The organism is Cellvibrio mixtus subsp. mixtus J3-8 (assembly GCF_000766945.1).
Taxonomy (GTDB): domain Bacteria; phylum Pseudomonadota; class Gammaproteobacteria; order Pseudomonadales; family Cellvibrionaceae; genus Cellvibrio; species Cellvibrio mixtus_A.
On the sequence record NZ_KN266207.1, the window covers coordinates 1,250,290 to 1,274,893 of the forward strand.

Consider the following 24,604-nt stretch of genomic DNA (forward strand, 5'->3'; position numbering starts at 1 on the left):
TAGCATCCCTTTTATTGTGCTGCATTCCGCCAAGCGCGGTAATTTTCAATTTGTGTGTTCAGTGCAGTCCCCATCACCGGAATATTTTCATTGATCAATTCGGTAATATTTTTGTTGCCGAATGATGTTGACCAGGTGTACGGCGCAGCGGAGGCATAACCGGAAACATTTTGACTACCGAATGCACGACTGTGATAACAACGAATATGCGAAAGATCACTGAACTGCCTGCGCGTACCAATCAATATATTGTCTTTCTCTTCAAAATTTACTGACTGTATACAGGCAGGATCCATATCACCCTGGCGAATATCATTTGCATGCAGCTGTGCAGCGATAATATTCCGGGCTTCGATATATTCCGCAATTACCTTTTTCCGTAATACCATCAAACTTTGATCATTGCGCGCATTAAAGGCATTTGCAGGCGCACTGGCTTCACCATTCACTGCAAACAGCGTGTTATCCGGAGATTGCTTAATCAACTTGCCTTCGGGGGTTGATTTATAAGTCGTGCGCGGGGCGCATTGGTAGTACCATTGATAACTTTGATAGTTTTGATGGCCTTGGTAAAAGGCGTTCTGGCATTCAGGAATTGATACCTGGATAGCATTCCCCGATTCATAAGACATTTTTTCTAGGCTGATACCACGTGTAGTGATCTTGCCCAAACCAAATACTTTCAAATCGCTGTAGAAATCCACATAAGAAATATTGTTCAACAATCCGTTACCAGTATCGCCAAAATCCAATTCCACTCTGGCAAAGGAATAAATGTAACCCGGTGGTGAATAGAAACCGTAACGTGATTGAATACCTTTAGCCCAATCTTGAACTGTGGCGTCCCTACCATTGGATTGCGCCTTCACTTCGGTGAAATCACTAAAAGTTTCAACAATAAGGTTAGTGTAATAACGCTCGTTGCGAACCTGCGGCGCTTTGATTGCTAATAAGTGAGTTGCACCGGGTTGCGACACACCCAATTTTGCTGAAGAGTTAAGCACATAAGTATTACTAAAAATCTGCAATTTATTCACAGCTTCTATTTCCACATCGTTAGCATGTCTTTCTGCTTCTTCCGATGCTGAGGAAATCTCTACTGCAGCAGAACTATAGGGCTCGGTATAAGGGTTAATATTTTCTACTGATCGCGCTGCCTGCAAGGTGACTTCATCGCCCGCTATACGTGCTGTTGTGTTCTTTAATGGAGCTTCATTTAAGGAGAAGTTCAATTGATCATGCGTACTCAGGCGTGAGGTGTCATGCGGGGCAATATTGATTACCGTAGTAGATTCTTTACCGCCCGATGCAGTGTCATCAAACGCATAGAGTGAACCATTGCGAATTTTACCCTTTGCAATGATATTGATTGTTTTCGCAGTAATGGAACCACCAAAGCGGTTATACACATCACCTTCACTGGCAATATTAATTTTCCCTTCAATGGAGGTTGCTCCACCAACCATGACCAGATTGTTAAATACACCGCGAATTTCACCGCGGTTATCTACCGAACCCGCACCCAGCTCCAACATTGCTTCACCGTTAGCCGCGTTTTCTGTAGTCGCACGAACATAACCACGGATAAAGCCCCTATTCATCAATTGGCCAATCAATTCCATTTTCACAGAATGCGCCTGGATGCTACCGGTAGGTCTAATGTCCGCACTATGGCCAATCACACTGACTTTTGCGTCGGACAATACATTTCCAGAAATGCGCAGGCCCGGTGCTGTAGTAGCTTGCGCAATGGTTTTTAATTGGATTTGCTCTTCCTGGGCGCGCAATTGACCACGATAAATTTGCGCTGCACGATGCGATGAACGTGTTGATAAGTTGCCACCTAATTGAATGGCATCTGCAGCAAACACTTTAATTGCGCCCGAATAAATTGCCGCTTGCAAATCCATCACACCAGTACCGGCGACAGTATTTTCCAGTGCCATGGTTTCATAGTTAACACTGAAGTTACCTTGCAACAAACTCACACCACCCGATCCGACTACCACTGAATTAATATCTGGTGTAACAACAAAATCCAGCACCGGTTCAACAATACTTTGCGAATTCACTTCCGTTGATTGGCGGGCATATTGCTGGGTATTGATTTGACCTTTTGTCACAACTCTATCAGCAATAACTTCCAGGCTTACCACACCTGACGCTTGCAGGTTATTAATATCAACTGTGCCTGCAACACGTGTTTGCAATTGACCAACCTGGGTCATCGCCGCAGATAACGCAGCCGCTGGCGTCGCAACGGCTAGCACTGCACGTTGGACATTGATAAAGCCACAATTTTTACAGCGAATGTTATTCGACGTCGATGAATTGATAATCAATAAATCTGCTGGCTCACCAATAATTTCAATACCGGCGTTGAGCTCCACTTGATCCGCATCCACCACGATTAATTGCGGCACTATTCCATTGGCATAGACATCACTGCGATTAATAATTTTCAACGGACGGTTAAGCAACAACTTGCTGAATTTGTTATAGCTAATGCGACTGTTATTGGATGCATTCACAGTCAACATATCAGAGTGTTTCAATGACATCACGCTCCACCCATAACTGCCATGGTTGCCAAAATCGGATGCCAGATTCAATCCATCAATCGAGAATAGCGTTGGATGGACGGTTGCATTTTTCACGGCGGAGACAGTTTCTTTACCACGTTTATCCACCATTTTTGCAACAAGTGCGTAATTACCCGCAACAACAGGAGTCCAGCTGGTTTTGTAAGGCGGTGCATTACTGACTTTACCTACCGGCTCACCATTTGCATAAAAAGTAATTTGCTCAATTTGTTGATCCGGGTCAGTCACCACCGCATTTAAATCAACAGCGATGCCCGCATTGGCGCTGCCAGATGCTTGCATCACAATTGTTGGTGCCTGCGGTTTAACAACATGAATTTCCGCTTCTAATGTTTTGAGTGTTTTCGCATCATCCAAATAAGCGACTGCTTTTATTTTGTAAGTGCCTTCATTAATAGGATGCCATTGCACCGGTATACCGGCAGAAACCCTGTACCCTCCCGGCAACAGCGCATTATTGAGGTAATAATCAACCAGAGGCTGGCGGCCATCAACGTTGCGCCAATTACGCATATAAGTATCAAACACGTTAGCCATCACCGGAACCTGGGTATCAATAAATACACGATTACCATCCAACGGCTTTGGCGCTAACAATGCAATAACCGGCTCTGAGGAATCTGTAACATCAAAGCTGTAGGTTTGCGAAAAGCCTAAACCGCCATTTGAATAGCGGGACACTACTCGCCAGTAATATTTAAATCCGCGATACAGAGATTGATGTAATTCATCTTTATAAATACCCGCTGCTGACCAACCATTGCCACTGTCCCAGCAAACTTCAGTTGCATTTGCTGTTTTTGCCCAACGACGCTCGGTGAACTCAGGTGTGTCACTGACAGTAACGACGTAGTCAGTTGCGTTGGCATCTGCGCTCCATTTAAAACAAGGAATGGATTGATTAATAGCAATATCAATCGGAGAACCATTAGCAGGAGCAGTCAAATTAATACCAGACAATGTTGCACCGTATTGATTGGTTTTAATTCTTGACGATTGCCATGCACCACAATTGGTTGCCGACTGACAAGCGCGGACCTGCCATTGCATCATGAGATAATTTTTGTAATTGGCCATAGGTTCGATGACCGTTGTTGCCGTCGAATCTATTAGCGGAATCTGTTGCGCAGTAGCAGCCTCCACTTCAGCCATGTTGTTACCAACACGGACCTGCAATTGATAGAAGCGCGCATTCACCTTGTTCCATTTAAGTTCAAAATTCTGCGCCACCAGATTCGTTGTCACATCCAGATGAGGAACATTACTGGATAAGGTAAATTGATTGGTATTGGAAAACCCCTGGCTACCATCGGCATAATTGATAACAACACGCCAAAAATAGGTCCCGCCAATTTTTAGATCCTCAGGCAACTCATTGCGATAAACACCCGCACGTGTCCAATCATTTACGTTACCCCAACAAAGTTTCGCATTGTCTTTACTTACACTTTGTTGCCAGCGACGCTCAGGGAATTCCGGTACATCACTAACAGCAACGGTGTAAAGCACTGCATTCGGATCTTTACTCCAATCAAAGCAAAGATTGTTTTCTGCTTTATCAAAATCAACAGTAGCGTTATTCGCAGGAGTTAATGATTCAGTGATAGTGGCAACCGGATTGTATTGCAGTGTCTTCACTTTGGAGAGTTGAGACTTGCAATTAATTGCTGCATCGCATACCACCAATTTCCACTGGACGTACAGCGCATCAGGGATACTATTCACAGGAATAGAAATCACACCGGCACCATATTCAGCAGCGGAAATTGCATAGGATTTCCAGCCTGATTCATACAAATCATCCAGCCTTCCCGAACTGCGTTGCCACAATTCATATCGAGTATGGCCAGCAACAGGTTTCCAGCTTAAATCAAATTTAAGGTTATACACATTTTGCTTGACGGCGAAATCAAAATTACCTGTGTCACTGATTGCAGGTTGAGCGATCACATTCACCGATTTGAAATGTGTACTGCCTGTACCACCTGTACTGGTTTCAGCAATTGCTTCAATGTGCGTAGTACCTTCAATCGTTGGCTTCCAATTCACAGAAAATGGGGCGGCAGTATCTGTACCAATTAATTGCCCGCCCGCATAAAAATTCACGTGGCTAATCGTTCCCTGGGTTGTGGTTGCACTCACACTTAACAAGTTGTCCTGACCTACCACCGCAGTGCTAATTAATGGTTCAAAATTAACAACAGGCATAGCGACATTTTTACAAGACTGGCTTGTGTTAACCGATAATACTGATGAGAAAGCGCCACAATTATCACCCTCACAAATTCGCGCTCGATAATCGTATGCACCACCCGATAAATACCGACCACTGAATATATCCGCATCAGAATAGAGCATAAACGGTGGAATATTTCCTCTCGCCTTGCTTTTGGAAACAACCAGCTGCCAATCAAGATCTGACGATTTTTTCTCGTAAAGCTCATAGACATAACTGAACGGCACATTCGCAGCTGCGCCCATATTAACGATATAGAAACAATCCTGGTCCGCATCAATAACACTTAATGCTGGAACCAGCATATCTGCATTAAATGCGTTGTTTGTATCGACAACAAAGCTACGTGTTTCGGAGCGAGCCTGGCGACCTGCACTATCGCCGCTAACAACTCGCCATTGATATGGCACACCGGGCTGCAAGTTTTTAGGAACAGCTAATTTTGTTAACCCTGCAGACTCCCAACCCTCGCCGTTATTCCAGCAAACGCGGTTGCCTGATGCCACAGATTTAGACCAGCGTTGCGCGGGGAAATAATCCCCTACACTCACCGTCACAATATGACCTGTTGTCGCTGCATTCGGGGTCCATTCGAAGCAAGGATTTCCACCCAATACCGCTGCGCGCTCGGGCAGAACAGGCACTACCGGGGTAAGCGATGTTATCGGTTGATAAACTTTTGATTCCGATACTTTCCATGCAGAGCAAAGGTTCGCTGAATTACACGCTCTTACTCTCCAACGATAAAGATTGAAATCCACCAGGCCTGAAACCAGCGTGCTTGTTGCAGATAATTTTTCGCCAGCTGACCACTCTGCGGCATAGAATCCTAATGGATCGCCTGAAGACGCACGCTGCAATTCGTAATACGAAACCCCACTAACTGATCGCCAGCTAACGCTGAATGATGATGCGGATGGCTCCACAGCAATTGCAGCAGGAGCCACAGGCGCCTCTGCAATACCTGAAGTCATACGGAAGCTGCGCGTTTGCGAGAATCCATAAGCTTCATTACTGCCTTTGACAGCCACCACACGCCAGTAATAAGCAGCACCTTCTTTCATTATCAGGTCAGCAGGCTTCTGCACACCACCAGCGCTCCATCCTGAACCGCCATCCCAACAAATTGATGTGCCTGTCGTTGATATTTTTTGCCAACGGGATACAGGGAAATGACCATCAGTATTGATAGTGACATTGTAAGAAGTTGCGCCGGTTACTGTGCTCCATTGGAAGCAAGGGCTGGCGCCACTAACATTGATAATTGAATTATCAACAGGTGAAACCAAGGCAGGCGAAGCAAGCGATGCAAACGGATTCGCCATCACCCGCACTGGTGCAGAAAAATCACTACAACCTTTCGCATTACAGGCTTGCAGACTGTACTCATAAACCATCGCATTAAGCGGGGTCAGAATGTATGAACGAGTTGATAAATTGCTATAAACATTTACCTGTCCATTCGATTTTTCCCTTAAATTAAAATAATCAGTTTTTACCGCGCCCACCGGTGACCAATCCAGCGTAAAACTACCGATTGCCTGAATCGGAGCACTGGTAATTTGTGGAATAGCAGGCAATCCGGAAGCGCCTACAACAAACGACTGAATTGCCGATGTGTAAGTATTTCCACCTGCACTGCCGGTGACCTGCCAATAATAAGTGCTGCCTTCAGAGAGTAGCTCTGGTACATCACTGGCACTGTTCCAACCAAGTCCATTACCCCAACAAACCGAACGCTGTCCAATAGTTTTGGTCCATTTTTGCCCGCCAAGATTTGAGGATGTTGCCAGCGTAATTTGATAGGAATTAATTCCTGTAGCACCCGGCCACTGGAAGCATGGTGCGTTCGCGAAATTTTCAATAATCGCACCATTGATTGGATACGCCGATAAATTACCAACAACCGTAGAAATAGCACTGCTGGATGCTCGCGAGCTATTCGATATCGAACTACTCGCCATGGAACTGTTGCCTTGTACATTCACGTTCACTGCAACAGAAGTAGTTTTCAACAACGTATTGTCGAGCGCTACAGCATAAATTGTGTAACTACCACTGCTAGTTGGCGTCCAGTCCACACTGTATGGTGCAGTGAAATCACGCTCACCAACCTGAACATTATTTACATAAAAGGTAACGTGCCCCACATTATTTTCCGGATCAGAAACGGAAGCGCTAATCGTAGCTGCCTGATCTTTTACTAACTGTTGGTTTGTTACAGGTGAGCTGATAGAAATCACAGGCGCACCGGTCTGCGTAAATTCCATATAGCCAGTTGGGCTAATCAATGTGGTGCCATTTTGCATACGATGCACTGCATGGATCGCATATTTACCGGCAGCAGTTGGAGTCCAGCCTTTCAAAAAGTTACTGCTCGGATATGGTGGTAAGCCCGATAAAAGAACACCATTTGCATAAAAATCAACAGCAGCAGCTTTACCATTCACATCAAGGCCACCGGAATAACCGGGACCAACAAGGTAAGCACCCAATACAACTTCTGCACCCAATCCATATTTTTCAGTGAACGATGTCTGCGGAGACATTAACGCCAGTTTCAATGCTTGCGAACTTGCTGCAGAACTATTCTGCGCAGCACTTGTGTCACCACTAGCAGATTGATTATTGCCGGAGGCCTGGCTGTTTGCCGATGAACTGCTCGACGAAACTGCAACCAGATTTACTGATGTCAAATCGGAAAATACACTGCAATTAAATGTCACGCGATCACAAATTCGAGCGCGGTAATCATAGCCACCAATAGATTGTCCATTGATTGCAAATATCACAACACCAGAAGCATCTGATTGAACACTTACACCTGCAGGAGCAGCAAGTGTTTCCTCTGCGCCCGGCTCAACACTTACCCAGGGAGAATAAGACCATGAAGTAGCGTTATTGGGTTTCGCAAAAATCTCAATGAGTGGATTTTCAGGCAAATTTTTCGCTGTCACACGCAATCGATAAGCAGAAGATAACCCATCAAAATATTGATCATTCGCAGCATTCAGTACAGCAACTAACGGTTCATTAATAGTCGCCAGGCTATTAGACGTACCTTGATTCAAATAACGAACATCGCGCTGCGCAGAAACACCAACCACGCCTTTACTATCAACTACATGGGCTTTTAATCGATAAAGGCCGGTTGCAGGAGGCATCCAGGACAGTGAGTATGGCGCTGTAGTATCTGTGCCGATCTCTTCATCATTTGCATAAAACACCACTTTGTTAATAGATGAACCGGTCATCGCATTTGCAGTGACTGATACGGGTATTAATTGCCCCTGGTAATAACTGATACCGGAATAAGCTGGCGCAGTGAGCAATGCACGTGGCGCAGTTGCTTGTGCAACTAACAACGTCGATGGAGGAGAAACAACCAACTCATTATTTTTCAATTTTGAAATGGCTGTCATTTCATAGGCAGCCGCCAGCGTTGGGCGCCAGGTTGTTGCATAACCACTGGCAGCACTCTCTGCGACATAAATATCCGACGCATAGAATTTTGCAACAGGGATACTGTTATCAGCTTCCTTCCATTGAGTATTGGTTTCGCCTTTCAATTGGGAAGACAAATAAACATCGGAGCCTAACGTATAGAAATACGCAGGATAAGGTAATGCTTCGGTCATGTAGGGGTAACGATCACGAACCGGCAGTGGGATTTTATTTTCAACGGATGGAATACCGTAATTGGCCAGCATGGTTTTTGTTTTTGAAACCTTACCGGTTTTATCTTTCACCAACGCATAAATTTGATAAGCGCCCAACACGGTTGGTTTCCAATCAAAGCGCGGCGCAGTGGAACCATTAATCGAGGTACCATTACCAATAAAATTATCATTCGCGTAAAAACTGACGTTTTCAATTCCATCTTCATCACTGGCATCTACCGCGAAATTAAATGTCCAGTCTGCTGGATATGAATAACCATAACTGGTTGCTATCAAGCGCGCAGCGGGAGTACCGACAGGGCGATTGATCCATACTCCAGCTAATTTCGAATAGAGAATCGTTCCATCATTTAAATAAGCCATCGCACGAATAGCATACATACCTTGCGAGTCAGGTGTCCAATAGACAGGTACGCCGTCTGCAACACTCATTGCGAGCTTTTGATACAAGCGGGTTTCATCCCTAACACTATCGGTCCAGTAATCGTAAAAAACGACTTTCGGTGGCAAACCATCAGTGTCTTTCCAAATGGAACCATCAGCCGCTTTAACAACGGCAGAAAGAGGAATGCTTGCACCCGATTCATAATTAAGGACCGCACCTTCACCAGGCGCAGTCAGCTCCAATGAAACAGGTCGGGCAATCGCACTACTTGATGAAGAAACAGATTTAACACTCGATGAAGATTTAGCACTGGATGACGATGAACTGGTAGCAAGACCAATCAACTCGGTGCTGAGCAAGCGTCCGGTTTGACCTGCAACAAGTGGTGCGGCATATCGTTTTACCAATTGTCCATTCACCGCCGGACTGAAAATTTTCAAGCCACTGGATTCGGTATATGCTTTAAGTGTAAGTTGATTATCCGCTTCACGCAGTGTTGCGCCTTGCAAATTTTTTTCTTCCAGCTTGCCAATAATACCGGTATACGGCCAATCCTGACGCCAGCTGGTTTCGGTGCGTTTGCCTGTCAGTAAATCTTCTACCGTTGTTTTCTCAAATCCTAATAAACCACGCCCACCTGCCTGGGTACGCAAACTGTTATAGAAATATTTTTTGTCCGATACCAACACATCACCAGCTGCTTGCTTCACTATTGTTTTGGTACGAATTGCAATCGGCATTGTATTAATGACTTGTGTTACCCGCGCGGTTTCAGCGTAGGGATTGGATAATCCTGCAAACGGATCATTAGCTTTGCGATAGTAAGATTTTTCATCGACTTCTGTCGCCGTTAAGGAGTCAGTTGCAAATACACCTTTAATGCGATTGTATTCATAGTGATGAGAACCGTAGAAATCCTGACAAGCCATCGCAGGATTTATACAGGTTTTGGTTTTAACTGTCGCAGGGCGAGCAAGGGTCTGGTATTCAATGGATTCAAATTTACGAATACCAGTTTTAATTCCTACAATTACATCACGGGTGAATACACCATGATTATTATTGGTTGTAGATAATGCATTCGTGAAGCCATAAATTCTGATATAGGGCTTGCCAGCATTTTTTGCTGTTGGATCATACTCGACAAAATCAACCCAGGCGTCACCATTAGCATCTGCCATCACAATCGGTGTATTTGTTGTAGTGCGCAACACCACAGGATCAAGATATTTGGATTGCATTGCGTTCCAATAACTTACGTAGTAGGTGTACTGGGTAACACCTGAGACTACATCTGACGTGGCAAAAATAAAATCGGCAGAACCATCCTGGTTAATATCGTGATACCAAACTTTGTAGGCCCTTGTAATGAGGGGATTATTCATTACCACTGGTGTAGTAAATGCATTGCCTTTACTTAAGGCGTAGGATGTCGGCGAGTTATTGATGAATCTATAGCTGACATCAGCAAGACCATCACCATTAATATCAGGTGTAGTTAAATCTTTAAGGTAGGTAGCGTCATACATGTTGCCATTTTCATAATAGCTACCTGGCTGCGTTTTGGTATAAATATTCCCTTGCAAATTAAACTGTGTGCCATTCCAGCTATACCAATTTAATTTATAGTCAGTTTGGTTCGCTGAATTGGTATGCCACGACGTGTAAGTTACTAAATCTGATTTTCCATCGCCGTTAAAATCAGCTACCGCCATGTCAATATTGCCTGGCTGGCCGTATTCAGTTGGCAGTTCAACTCGTTCCGTAACAGTAGCAGCGGTGATATCACTAAACGTTGCTTTAACATTCTCCGTCCAATTAAAGTACCTCGCCATTTCTTTAGCGGCTTCTGCAGATGCAGTGGTATTTTTCTTTAATTTATTGACCCAAAAATCACGAGTTTGCGAATAACGCTTTATTTCACGGCCAATCAAGAGTTGGTAAATTAAACCATCACCATCAAAGTCACCATAAAAGTTATAGCGGTATCCTGAATACAAGGGCACGTAGTTTTGATCCAGATACCATTGGTATTTACTTCTCGCCTGAGTGCTGCCATAACTTCTCAAATATTCAGACGTTACATATCCCCCTGTTAACAAATCAGAAACACCGTCGGCATTAATATCAGCAAAACTGAACGGTTTTGTTTGCGTAACCTGAGTAGGGTCTCGCTCATCTGTTCTATAACTGGTTCTGTTATCTGAATCAATTGCAGGAACAGCGGGATCAAACGCTGTAAAAGTCATGGCCTTGGAAGAGTTTTGCTCTTCCAGAACAAGATCGGCAATACCATTACCGTTCAAGTCAACAAAATCTGCGCGAACAATACTGCTTAAGCCATAACCGTTTTGGGTCACATCTTGCAACCAACCGATGTTGATATCCTTCAACTCGGTAACGCCACTCGCGTTGACTTGCGTATTGCCCCAGGTAAATTGGCTCGCCGAGAAACATTGATTTAAGGCTGCGCATTCATCAATACTTTGCAATCGATTGACATAACCCGCTAATCCACTGCTGGCTGCATAGTCTAATTGATAACTGCGATACAATAATCCCGGTAACGTATAGGAATTAATTTGCGTTAATAATTTATTGGTCCGGAATTCATAACCTGCTACAAATTTTGCGATTGGATCTTCGCGATCTTTGTAAATAAATTCAATATAAGCACCAGGATTTGTTGTTGTATTTTTCTCCGGGAATGCGTAATTAATTTGCTTGATGCGCAATCCGTCAGCAGCAGTGTCTTCATACACGTATTCAATCGCATTATTAGCTGCATCTTTATACTGGGTTAATGCCCAGGTCATAGTCGCGCCGCCCTGCTCTTTTGCAGTAGCAGAACCGCCGAATATTAATGTTGCATTGTCTTGTGCGCGAGCTTCGAAATAATCCGGATTACCTGAAGTACCACCTTTAGCGGTATAAACAACGCCGTTATCAATTTCAGTTTTATATTGGCTTTCAGCTTCGCCTTGTGTGCCTGCAATTAATATCAGGCGTTGCGTATCAATACAGAAACGATCTTCCGCAGTCCAGGTGATTACTTTATTCGCGTTATCACGAACCAATGTTTGTGGGCAGCGTTTGATTACGCTCAATCCACCTAATGAACCACCTTTACCTAATAAACCATTCGGTGATTGGCTGTTGTAAATTGCAGAAATGTTTGGCTTAACACCACCGATTCCATTTGGAGCAGATATAGGCAAGCGATATACAGATGCGCCCATGCGATCTATATCTAATTTGTATTCGGATGGCTCACCAATATCGGTATTTGCAGATGCTGATGAAGTATTCGCGGTTACATTATCGATTGCCTTGACAGAACTATTTTGCGCAGAAGCAGTAACGTTGCCAATTAAATTTCCTTGCTCAGCACCGCCGGCTTTCAGCTCGTAAGTTTTAGCAGTTACCTGTTCAATGCGGGGACTAAACACTTTTCCAGTTGGTGTGTTAGTTACGGCAAGATTTAATTGATTGGATTGTTCAGCAAGTAGTTTTCCAAATTTTGTATAGGTTGTTTGCGAAGTAACAATACCTGTGTATGGCCAGTCTTGACGCCATGAGGTCTCAACGCGGTTGCCACTAAGTTGATCATCGATTAGCGTTTTTTCAAATCCTAACAGCCCCCTTCCGCCTGCTTGATTTCGCATAATCCAAGAGTAATATTTTTTATCACTCACAACATTTGAATCTTGCAGCTTCTTGATTCTCGTTACAATCGGTAAAGGGGCAACGTGTTGAAAAACTCTGGCTTGACCAGCATGTAAGTTATTTAGCCCATTAAATGGTTCATTATTTTTAGTATAAAAATTGTCATTATCAACACTGACAGCATCCAATGTATTTGGATTGAGCGCAACATCGACTTTTAATGGTTTATATTGCGACGCGCCCCAATGATCCTGACAATCAAAGGGCGTATAAGTACTTCTGCTTGTACAAGAAAACTTTGATTGTTTGGCAGGCCTTAATAATGTTTGATATTCAATTGTTGTAATAGCACGAAGACCAGTTTTGATTTCTACGATAGAGTCTTGGGTTAACACTCCCGTGGAATTTTTATTTTGGGAAGATGGATCATTTGAATATCCATATATTTTCAAATACTCCTGAGAGGAACTTCTTGCAGCCTGATCATGCTCAATAATATCCAACCATTTATCGCCATTCATATCAGCAAACAAAAATGGTTGATTAACAGATAATCTAAGCAAAGAATCCGGTAAAAACCCTGATTCTTTTTCGCTCCAATACTTTACATAAATTTCATAATTTTTAGTTGTAGCATTATATTTATACCAGACAAAGTCTTTCGAGCCGTCAACATTAACATCAAAAAAAGCTGTACTTCGATAGTTTCTAGCATAGACCGACTCTGAATCAGATGAAAAAATATTAGTGAGTGGTTTAAATCCTTTGCCTGTATTAATAGCATACTTCCATGTTGTCGCATTTATTCTAAAAGCAACGTCCGACAAACCATCACCATTAATATCGGGAGCCTGCAGATCATACAAATTCAATGCGTCGCTCATAAGATATCTATCGGTGTAATAGCGAGACAAATAATTTTTAGTCTCTTCGTATACATTCCCTTTAAATATTAAGGAGGTACCGTCTATTGAGTACCAGTTGAGCTTTAGAGTTTGTTTATTTAATGTTGCATTTTCCCAAGCAGTATTGGCGACAATATCAATACGCCCATCTCCATCGAAATCACCTGTTGCCATATCAATTTCAGCAGGCTGTCCACTAGAAGTAGGAAATTGAAATGCCTCATCAGAGGGACGATTTTTAACGTCATTGAAACTTAAAGGAGTTGAGCTTATTTTTGAAAAATATTTATTCGATGTAATAGGCAATGTTGTATTTTTTGAAAAGCTACTAAAATTAACAGAAAGGCTGCTCCCATAAAAATCCTGCTGTAAAAAGCTAATTAAATCATCATAGCCATCACCGTTAAAATCAGCTGTTTTAACGAACTGAGCATAACCTAATCCCTGTGCCACCGATGCACTCCACTCCTCCTTGTATGGGCGTCCAAACATTTGTCCTGACCAGTTTGTTCTACCATCAGAATAATATTGAGGAAGCCATAAATCAGCTCCACCATCTGCATTCGTATCACCAACTTCTACGCGAGGTTGGTTCCGGATCGACGACTCTGAAGACAATGCATATCTACGGGCAAGTCTATCTGCGTCAAACGGCAGCACACCCGTATCAAATGCGGCAAAGATGTACCTTGCATTATCACTATTGGCTATTTCAGTCCAAACCAAATCATTTAATCCATTTCCATTAAGATCCACTGCTTCAAGTGCAGAATAATAATTGCTATCTATGCTATAGGTTTGATGTCCATGCTTTGCAACGCTTGATATTAGAGAAATACCAATATTTTTTATTTCTGTCTTTCCGTCAAAATCGGTGCGGGTATTACCCCATACAAACTGGTTCGTTGAAAAACATTGACTATGTGTCGTACACTCATCCACTCCCTGCCAACGGCTTACATAACCAGCCAAACCACTGCTAGTGGCATAATCCAATTGATAACTGCGATGCAATATTCCTGGCAAAGAATAGGAATTAATTTGTGTTAATAATTTATTGTTGCGGAACTCGTAGCCTGCAACATATTTGGAAATCGAATCATCACGATCTTTATAAATAAATTCGATGTATGCGCCTGGATTAACCGTGGTATTCGCTTCAGGGAATGCATAATTAATTTGCTTGATACGCAAGCCATCGGCAGCAGTGCCTTCATATACATATTCAATCGCATTGTTAGCCGCATCTTTATACTGGGTTAAAGCCCAGGTCATAGTCGAGCCGCCCAGCTCTTTTGCTGTAGCAGAACCGCCAAATATTAATGTTGCATTGTCTTGTGCGCGGGCTTCGAAATAATCCGGATTACCTGAAGTACCACCTTTCGCGGTGTAAACAACGCCGTTATCAATTTCAGTTTTATACTGGCTTTCTGCTTCACCTTGTGTGCCTGTAATTAATATCAGGCGTTGTGCATCAATACAGAAACGATCTTCCGCTGTCCAGGTAATTGCTTTATTCGCATTATCACGAACCAATGTTTGCGGGCAGCGTTTGATTACGCTCAATCCACCTAATGAGCCACCTTTACCTAATAAACCATTCGGTGATTGGCTGTTGTAAATGGCGGAAATATTCGGTTTAACACCACCAGTTCCATTCGGAGCCGATATTGGCAAGCTGTAAACTGCAGCACCTAAACGATCCACAGTCAGATCATAAGAAGCGGAAGTTGCACCTGCAAACGCTGACGGCTCAACTGACGACATTAATTCAGATTCATTGGTAAATAAATTTTTGAAAAACGATAAAAAAGAATCAAAGAATGAAGAAATCCAAAAGCCATTGGAATCGACACCCGTAACAACGACCTCATTTTCTCCTTCTGACTCTTGCGCAGAACCGGATGAAGCCGCTGCTGCAATTAGTTCATCTATCCCTGAGCTACCATTCAGTCGCAGATAAGCAACTTTTTCCGTACTGCCATACGCGTTTTTACAAATAACCTTCGAGGTTATCTTTTCCGATATATCCTCGTATTTAATATTTGAAGTTCCGGATTCATCCAGCTCCAATGAATCCCCTTCACTGGTTTGGCAGGAATCTGCATGAGCAGCCACAAGGCGCAAATGTGATGTTTCACCCTCAAGCACCTGCTGCGGCTCAAAATAGAGGCTCACTTGCGGCGACGTTTGCGCCCAGGCTATTTGACAGGAGACAAAAATCGCTGCCGCAACAATAACCTTTTCAAGTTTCATCTTAAGCGAAAGATTATTGTGTGGTTTGGCTGCATCATGCTGGAGTTTCATAACAGATCCATTTAAAAATTATTACAGTGAACTTAGATCACGAATTAGTTGGAGATCAAACAAAAAATAAGATGCCCCTCAAGCTTCAATAATTGAAGCCATGAAGAACTTAAACCCGGAAATATATGCAATAAAACGGCGAACCAAAGAAGCCCGCCGATGTAAATCACTGCGCAGATTTTTCTGCCCTTACACCATCCACAATATAATTGGCATTAGCATCTACAGAGATTTTTATACTTTGCTCGCCCGCTGAATATTGGGTGTTTTTAATAAGTTTGGCCCAAATGCCGGCATTGATATTTTGATCGAGTGCAGCCGATTTGAGAGGTTGCCCATTAACTGCATAGGAAATATTGGCAACCTGGTTTTTATTGGATACCCAATGTACATAAACATCGTAGTTACCAGCCGTTGGAATTGTGAAGTTCCAATTGGTTACTACGGCATTTGTTGGTTGGGCATTGGTGGGAGTAACTTGAACACCATTAATCCATGCGGAATTATTAGGTGAATTATTTACCAGGGGAGGCATGACTGAAAAATAACGCTGCCCCTGAATATAAGCAACAGGAACCAATTGATTTTTTACTGGATGCAATTGGGGCTGACCACAAATTATTCGCGTAAACTTTATTTGTAAATTATTAGTAAATGCAGTGAAAAATAAATTTTTTATACCGGCATAATAATCTTCTTGAGTTTGGACTGCTACCCAAGGTGTGCTTGGGCTATTTGCAGCATAAGCGGGTGTTATGGGTTGAATCTTCATTGGTAGCACCACAAAATTTTCTATGTCCTGACCACTACAATTTACTGTTTTATTCAACTTTACCCATAAAACATCCGAAAAATGTGCCTGAGGCCAGCTATTTGATTCAACTGCAGAGCCTCTTACCCCAGCTACCACATTAGTTCTTCCATAATAAAAATCATTTATCAACTTCACGTCATAAGCGACATCAAGAATATTCGCCGTAACATCAACTGTGGAATAAAACTGCTCTTGAGCATTAACGAATGACGATGTAAATAGAAAACCAAATAAAGCAAACACACGAATTTTCATACAATATTCCATATATGCAAGCCAAAAACCTCCCTTACAGGAAGCCCATAAAGATAATGATTTAAATAGATTCTACAATTGAATTACTGCGCGGATTTTTCAGCCCTTACGCCATCAACAACGTAATTAGCATTAGCGTCGACAGATATTTTTATACTGTGCTCACCGACTGAATATTGGGTATTTTTTATTAATTTGGTCCAAATACCAGCATTAATATTTTGATCAAGTGCTGCGGATTTCAATGCTTGACCATCTACCGCATAAGCAATATTAGCTACCTGGTTTTTATTGGAAACCCAGTGAACATAAACATCGTAGTTACCAGCAGCTGGAACCGTGAAATTCCAGTTGGTAACAACGGCATTTGTTGGTTGGGAATTGGTGGGTGTTACTTGAACGCCATTTACCCATGCAGAATTATTCGTTGAATTATCGGTTTTTTTTGGAATGATTTTGAAATATTTTTGGCCCTGAATATAGGCAACGGGAACCAATTGATTTTTTATTGGATGCAATTGAGGGTTGCCACACATGATGCGAGTAAACTTCACTTGTAGATTATTCAGATACGCATTCGAAAATAGTTCTTTAGTACGAAAATAACTATCATCAGGATCAGCCGTTGCAATCCATGGGATATTTGGAAAAGAAGACGTATAGTTTGAGGGCATTGGAGATAACAATATTGGTAACACGACGAAATCACTTATTTCCTGACCTCCGCAATTTACCGTTTTATTCATTTTTGCCCACAAAATATCGTAATGTTCACCGTAGGTATATCCATATTGCGAAGTCCAACCACCATAACCCGAGGGATTTCCGCCCCTGACACCAGCAACAATAATGGAACCATTTAAAGTCGATACCAATTTACGGTCATATGCGATCTCAAGAATATTCGCCGTAACATCAACCGTAGAATAAAACTGCTCTTGAGCTTTTACAGAAGGGAGGATTGCTAAAACCAGCAACGCCAAAATAGAACGAATTTTCATACAATAGTCCATATAAAAAATAACTAGCACTTCCTGAGTGGAAATAACTAAAGAAAAGAAAATTGAAGGTGGAAAGGTATTACGAGGGAAATTTTAATGGCTCGCCCTAGCCAGATATTATCTGTGGCGCGATTATAAACATCCATTATTTAACAAATCAATACGACAATTTATGAAATTATTATTATGGATTGCTTAAAAATCTGACTAAAACGAATATCAAAAAGAAAATGCGCATAACAGGCGGATGAGTTACTCATCCGCCATTCGATCTTGCGCTTTACTAACTCCAGTTTCAGGTTCTTCTATTTCATCAGTGGAATCAGTACCGGAATCATCGCCGTCCTCTTCATCCTCTTCCGGTGCAGCTTGGTTCATTTGGCTTTCTTCAATCAGGATTGCCTCCGGAGTCTGGATACCAATGTGGTATGCGGCAAAACCGGGGAGGACAACCTGATCCAATGCCATACCAATCACTCGCCCTGTGTAAGGTGATTTGATTGTTGTGCGCGCATTGGTAATTGGATCAGTTACCGTGCCGAGCGTATCGCCTTCTTTAACGCGCTGCCCCAAGGTCGCCGTGCTAAATAAAATTCCGCTTTGATTTGCACGCACCCAGGTTGAACGATAATAAACGGGAGCAATGCGATTCCAGCGTTTTTGTTTACCGTACATTCCAGTTTTTGCGAGTAATGTATTGAGTGCAGTAACGCCCTGCTCCACCACATCGCGCTGCATTGCCATTGGCTCGCCCGCTTCAAGGGTTACGGATGGAATGCCCGCGCGCACCGCAGCAGTGCGTAATGAGCTTGGATTACCACGACTATTTAATACCGCAATCACACCAAAACTTTGCGCAAGGCGCGCAACATTTTCATCACTCAAATCTGCACGCAATTGCGGCAAATTGGTGCGATGAAATGAACCCGTGTGTAAATCCACCAGCGAATCGCAATGCATAATTACTTTGGAAAAAAATGAATGCGCCAGACGCGATGCGGAACTACCGTAGGTATTACCCGGAAAATAACGATTCCAGTCGCGACGATCCGGCAAGTAACGGGAGTTGCGGCGGAAGCCCATAATATTGGCAACCGGCACACCAATAATAGTGCCGTTTAATTTCGCCGGATCAATATCAAATATAACGCGACGAATCATTTCAATTCCATTCAGTTCATCGCCATGCACTGCCGCCGTCAAACATAACGTTTTACCGGGATTCGCTCCATTGACTACCAACACTGGCGTAGCTTCACTGAATGCACCTACTGCTGCATCCGAACTCCAGGTCAAACGCACTGACGAATTCGGTTTCACTTCTGTATCCAGAATAAATTTGGAAAGCGCAATAGAACCGATAGCTACAGGAGCGGCCTCGGGCGAAACAGAAATAGTGTTGGCAGGTTCAGCAATAGGTGGGCTTGCAATGGCAACACTTGATACTGACTGTTCGCTGGACGACGCAACACTACTGGAAATTCCAGCAACAGAACTGGCAACGGAAGATTCAGCAGCAGATGATGATTGTACCAGGACTGGCTCGTTTACAGACGTTGCTGTGGATGATGCAGCTGCGGCAACAGAAGACTCCGCATGCACAGATAAAGGTTCTTGCACAGCAGCAACCACACCAACATGCGTTGCGCTCGACGCAGGAGTTATTAAATTACCAACAACATCATCAACGAGAGAAGGTTCACTGGATGTGCTGACACCTTGAGCCAATACAAATCCACTGCTAAAAATAGAACTGAGAAAAAACGATGTAACAAGAAATTTAATTGCGGTTGATAAACAAAATTGCTGCATAAGTTCAGCGTCTCATTAGTATAGAAATATCACTGCACAGCACACATCCCTGTGATTGATCCTGACAATAATTAATTATTCCCACTCGATAGTAGCTGGCGGCTTGCTCGATACATCATAGCAAACCCGTGAAACACCAGAGATTTCATTAATAATGCGGCCGGAAACCTTTTCCAGCAATTCATAGGGCAAGTGCGCCCAACGTGCCGTCATAAAATCTACTGTTTCTACGGCACGCAATGAAATAACCCATTCGTAACGACGACCATCACCGACTACACCAACGGATTTTACGGGAAGGAACACTGCAAAGGCTTGCGAGGTTTTGTGATACCAGCCAGACGCATGCAACTCCTCCAAAAAAATTGCATCCGCTTCGCGCAAGATATCCGCGTATTCTTTTTTCACTTCACCCAGGATGCGCACACCCAAACCCGGCCCCGGGAATGGATGGCGGTAAACCATGTCATATGGCAAACCCAATTCCAGGCCAATTGCACGCACTTCGTCTTTGAACAATTCACGTAGCGGCTCAACCAATTTGAAAGCCATATCTTCCGGCAAGCCACCTACGTTGTGGTGCGATTTGATAACGTGTGCCTTACCGGTTTTGGCAGCAGCCGATTCAATGACATCAGGATAAATAGTACCTTGCGCCAACCATTTCACATCCTTGAGCCTGGTTGCTTCTGCATCGAATACATCGATAAAAGTACCACCGATAATTTTGCGTTTTTTCTCAGGATCATTTACGCCTGCAAGCTTACCGAGGAATTGCTCTTCCGCATCTGCGCGGATAACACGCACGCCCATATTTTTGGCGAACATATCCATCACTTGATCGCCTTCGTTTTTACGCAACAAACCGTTATCAACAAATACGCAGGTCAGTTGATCACCAATTGCCTTGTGCAATAAGGCAGCAACAACAGAGGAATCCACACCGCCGGAAAGTCCAAGTAATACTTTGTCAGAGCCAACCTGTTCACGCACTTTTTTAATTGCATCTTCAACAATATTCGCGGCAGTCCATAAGGGTTCGCAGCCACAGATATTTAAAATAAAGTGTTCGTAAATGCGCTTGCCTTGCAAGGTGTGAGTCACTTCCGGATGGAATTGCACACCATAAAACTTTCTTGTTTCATCAACGATACCCGCAATCGGGCACGAAGGCGTAGAAGCAAGGATGCTAAAACCTGCTGGCATTTTGGTGACTTTGTCACCGTGGCTCATCCACACATCCAGCAATGCATTACCGTCGGAATCAACGTGATCTTTAATATCCTGGAAGATCGCACTATCGGCTTCCACTTTTACTTGTGCGTAACCAAATTCGCGAACATTGGAACCTTCTACAGCGCCACCCAATTGTTCCGCCATGGTTTGCATGCCGTAGCAAATACCAAATACGGGCACACCCAAATTAAATACCGCTTCCGGTGAGCGTGGGGAATTGGCTTCATGAACAGACTCCGGGCCACCCGCTAAAATAATTCCCTTGGGATTGTATGCGCGGATTTCTTCGTCGCTCATATCCCAGGCGCGAATTTCGGAAAAGACACCAATTTCGCGCACACGGCGAGCAATCAATTGGGTGTACTGTGAGCCGAAATCCAGAATAAGAATTCGCTGTGCGTGAATATCGTGAGTCATGTTGATTCCTGAAGATAAATAAAAATTCGTTTTCACTTCCCCCTTTTTTCAAAGAGGGGAAAATAAAAAACTCGGGCGCACCCGAGTTTTTACGTCACTATTCAAGCGCAAAGGTTAACGGCCACCAATCGGGTAGTTCGGCGCTTCTTTGGTGATCTGCACATCGTGCACATGGCTTTCGCCCATACCCGCCGCCGTTACCCGCACAAACTCTGGTTTGGTGCGCATGGCCTCCAAATCAGAGCAACCGGTGTAACCCATGGCTGAACGCAAGCCACCCATCATCTGGTGAACAATTGCCGCCAATGGACCTTTATAAGGAACGCGGCCTTCAATACCTTCCGGAACCAGCTTTTCCGCACCGGCGCTGGCATCCTGGAAGTAACGGTCGCTTGACCCTTGCGATTGGGACATAGCACCCAATGAGCCCATACCACGATACGCCTTGTAAGTACGGCCTTGATACAGCTCCACTTCACCCGGTGCTTCTTCTGTACCGGCAAACATTGAACCCATCATTACAGCATGAGCGCCAGCCACCACGGCTTTGGCAATATCACCGGAATAGCGAATGCCGCCGTCGGCAATCGCTGGAACACCGGTGCCTTTCAATGCAGCCACAACATTGGCAATTGCGGAGATTTGTGGAACACCGACACCACTGACGATACGGGTTGTACAAATTGAGCCCGGGCCAATACCGACTTTCACTGCATCTGCGCCTGCTTCAACCAACGCCAGAGCGGCCGCGCCAGTAGCGATGTTACCGCCAATTACTTGCACATCAGGGTATTTGGCTTTGATTGCACGCACACGGTCCAATACGTTTTTGCTGTGTCCATGGGCGGTATCGACTACTAGCACATCTACACCGGCCTCAACCAATGCATCTACGCGGGCATCGGTATCGCGGCTGGTGCCAACGCTCGCACCTACGCGCAGGCGACCTTCAGGATCTTTACAAGCACTGGGGTATTTTTCGGCTTTGTTAATGTCTTTTACAGTGATCAAACCACGCAATTCAAAGTTGTCATTAACTACCAGTACTTTTTCGATACGGTGCTTGTGCAGCAGATTGCGTACTTCTTCCGAAGTGAAGCCTTCTTTAACAGTTACCAACTGGGCCTTCGGAGTCATAATGCTGGAAACACTGGCATCCAGGTTGGTTTCAAAGCGCACATCGCGACCGGTAACAATACCAACCAGATCACCGTTATGAAGTACGGGAACACCGGAAATATTGTTCTTGCGGGTCAAGGCGATCAGCTCGCGGATAGTCGCACTTGAGTCAATCGTGATTGGATCTTTAACTACGCCAGCCTCGAATTTCTTAACCGCACGCACTTCAGCGGCCTGCTGCTCGACTGTCATATTCTTATGAATGATACCAATGCCGCCTTCCTGTGCCATGGAAATAGCGAGGCGCGCTTCGGTTACGGTATCCATTGCAGCGGAAATCAGAGGGATATTTAGCTGGATCTTGCGAGTCAACTGAGTTTTCAGGGATACATCTTTCGGGGTCACATCCGAAAAACCTGGAACCAGGAGCACATCATCAAATGTGAGCGCTTCTTCAGCAATTCGCAACATAGCTACCAACCTCAAAATAGAGCGGGAAAAATAAACGCGGAATTATAGCGGCTCGATCCCTGCGGGTAAACTAATAACCACTATATCTTGTGGCTATTACCTGCTTTCGGGCTATCCGCACACCGATGCGTGACATAGAATGCACAACAACTTGCTTGTGAATATGCCTGCCATGAATGATCTTTTCAGCAAAACCCCCGACCGGGAAATCCTTAGCGTCACCCAGCTTAACCGCCAGGCGCGGCAGTTATTGGAAACGCATTTACCATTGCTTTGGGTAGAAGGAGAGCTGTCGAATGTGTCTATCCCTTCCTCCGGTCACTGGTATTTCACCTTGAAGGACGATCAAGCCCAGGTGCGTTGCTGCATGTTTCGCAACCGCAATATGACAGTGCGATTCAAGCCGCAACAAGGGCAACATGTACTGATCCGCGCCCGCGTCAGCCTTTATGAAGGTCGCGGCGATTACCAGATTATCGCCGAGCATATGGAAGAAGCCGGCAGCGGGGCATTACAACGCGCATTTGATGAGCTGAAGCATCGCCTCTCCACCGAAGGATTGTTTAATGAGGCCCACAAAAAAGCCTTACCTAAAATCCCCAGGCATATTGCGGTAATCACTTCGCCAACCGGCGCGGCGATCCGCGATGTCCTCAGCGTGCTGGAGCGCCGCTTCGCCGGCATTCCCGTCACTGTGATTCCTGTGGCAGTCCAGGGCAAAGAGTCCGCACCACAAATCGCCAAAGCCATTGCGCTGGCCAACCGGGCCGATCTGTTTGATGTCATCCTGCTTACTCGCGGCGGCGGCTCAATGGAAGATTTATGGTCATTTAATGAAGAAATCGTTGCCCGTGCCATTTTTAACAGCCAGTTACCAATCGTAAGCGCCGTAGGCCACGAAGTGGATTTCACTATCGCTGATTTTGTTGCCGACCTGCGCGCGCCCACCCCATCTGCTGCTGCCGAGCTATTGGTACCCGATGGCGATGAATGGCTGGATAAATTTATCGGCTTTGAAGTACTACTTGAAGATGCCCTGTTACGCAAACTTGCACAGCTGCAAAAACATTTGCATCACCTGCGCCAGCGTTTACGCCACCCGCGCGAACGATTGGAACAACAGGCGCAACGTTTGGATAATCTCGAATTGCGTTTGAAAAACCACATTAAAAATTTGCTGAGTCGCCATCAACACCAACTGTCACAATTGCGCTTGCGCATGCAGGCGCACCACCCGCAAGTGCGCCTGGCGCAAATGCGCGAACGCCTGAATGCTGCGCAAGCACAACTTCATAAAGCACAATTCACTTATATAGATCGTCAAAAATTACGCCTCGCAACCGCGGCGAGGATGCTAAATACATTAAGCCCGCTCAATACCCTGGAACGGGGATTTGCCCTGGCAAGCGATGCACAATCGGGCCGGATCATCACCCATCAACAACAAGTCCAACCGGGCCAACGCATCCACACCAGAGTTGCGGGTGGTGGATTTCACAGCGTTATTGAGTCGCTGGACCCTTAACAAAACCTGCAAGGTTTTGATTGCGAAGGGCTGCAGCCATCAGTATATTGGCCGCATTCTTGTCGGGGCGCCCTGGCCGATACATTCGGTACGGGGGCTGAGATGGGCTCGGCCCAACCCGTAGAACCTGAACAGGCTAGCACCTGCGGAGGGAACAAGGCGTATAGCGATA

Annotated in this window: 7 protein-coding genes and 1 riboswitch; of the genes, 1 reads left to right on the top strand and 6 read right to left on the bottom strand. The window is 44.5% G+C overall.

Annotated elements, in window-relative coordinates; translation table 11 throughout:
* Positions 1 to 11: 11 nt before the first annotated feature.
* The 6 genes from A596_RS10360 to guaB form a co-directional block, all read right to left on the bottom strand.
* On the bottom strand, positions 12 to 15,782 hold the full coding sequence (locus A596_RS10360; RefSeq protein ID WP_039914194.1) for an Ig-like domain-containing protein: 15,771 nt from the start codon (positions 15,780 to 15,782) through the stop codon (positions 12 to 14).
* A gap of 166 nt (positions 15,783 to 15,948) precedes the next feature.
* Positions 15,949 to 16,851, bottom strand: a complete 903-nt coding sequence (locus tag A596_RS10365) for a golvesin C-terminal-like domain-containing protein (RefSeq protein WP_039914196.1) — start codon at positions 16,849 to 16,851, stop codon at positions 15,949 to 15,951.
* A gap of 83 nt (positions 16,852 to 16,934) precedes the next feature.
* Positions 16,935 to 17,882, bottom strand: coding sequence for a golvesin C-terminal-like domain-containing protein (locus tag A596_RS10370; RefSeq protein ID WP_152600138.1), 948 nt, complete (start codon positions 17,880 to 17,882; stop codon positions 16,935 to 16,937).
* A 222-nt stretch (positions 17,883 to 18,104) separates the two neighbouring features.
* A complete protein-coding gene (locus A596_RS10375) occupies positions 18,105 to 19,664 on the bottom strand; it encodes a succinylglutamate desuccinylase/aspartoacylase family protein (RefSeq protein ID WP_084128192.1) in 1,560 nt (519 codons plus the stop codon).
* A gap of 75 nt (positions 19,665 to 19,739) precedes the next feature.
* A complete protein-coding gene (gene guaA, locus A596_RS10380; RefSeq protein ID WP_039914200.1) occupies positions 19,740 to 21,317 on the bottom strand; it encodes a glutamine-hydrolyzing GMP synthase in 1,578 nt (525 codons plus the stop codon).
* Positions 21,318 to 21,431: 114 nt separating this feature from the next.
* Positions 21,432 to 22,907 (bottom strand): IMP dehydrogenase, encoded by a 1,476-nt coding sequence (gene guaB, locus A596_RS10385; RefSeq protein ID WP_039914201.1) that lies wholly within the window; start codon positions 22,905 to 22,907, stop codon positions 21,432 to 21,434.
* Between the two features lie 172 nt (positions 22,908 to 23,079).
* Here guaB and xseA point away from each other — a divergent pair, with 172 nt between their 5' ends.
* Positions 23,080 to 24,432, top strand: coding sequence for an exodeoxyribonuclease VII large subunit (xseA, locus tag A596_RS10390; protein WP_039914628.1), 1,353 nt, complete (start codon positions 23,080 to 23,082; stop codon positions 24,430 to 24,432).
* Positions 24,433 to 24,485: 53 nt separating this feature from the next.
* Positions 24,486 to 24,603: riboswitch (TPP riboswitch) on the top strand.
* Position 24,604: the final 1 nt, after the last annotated feature.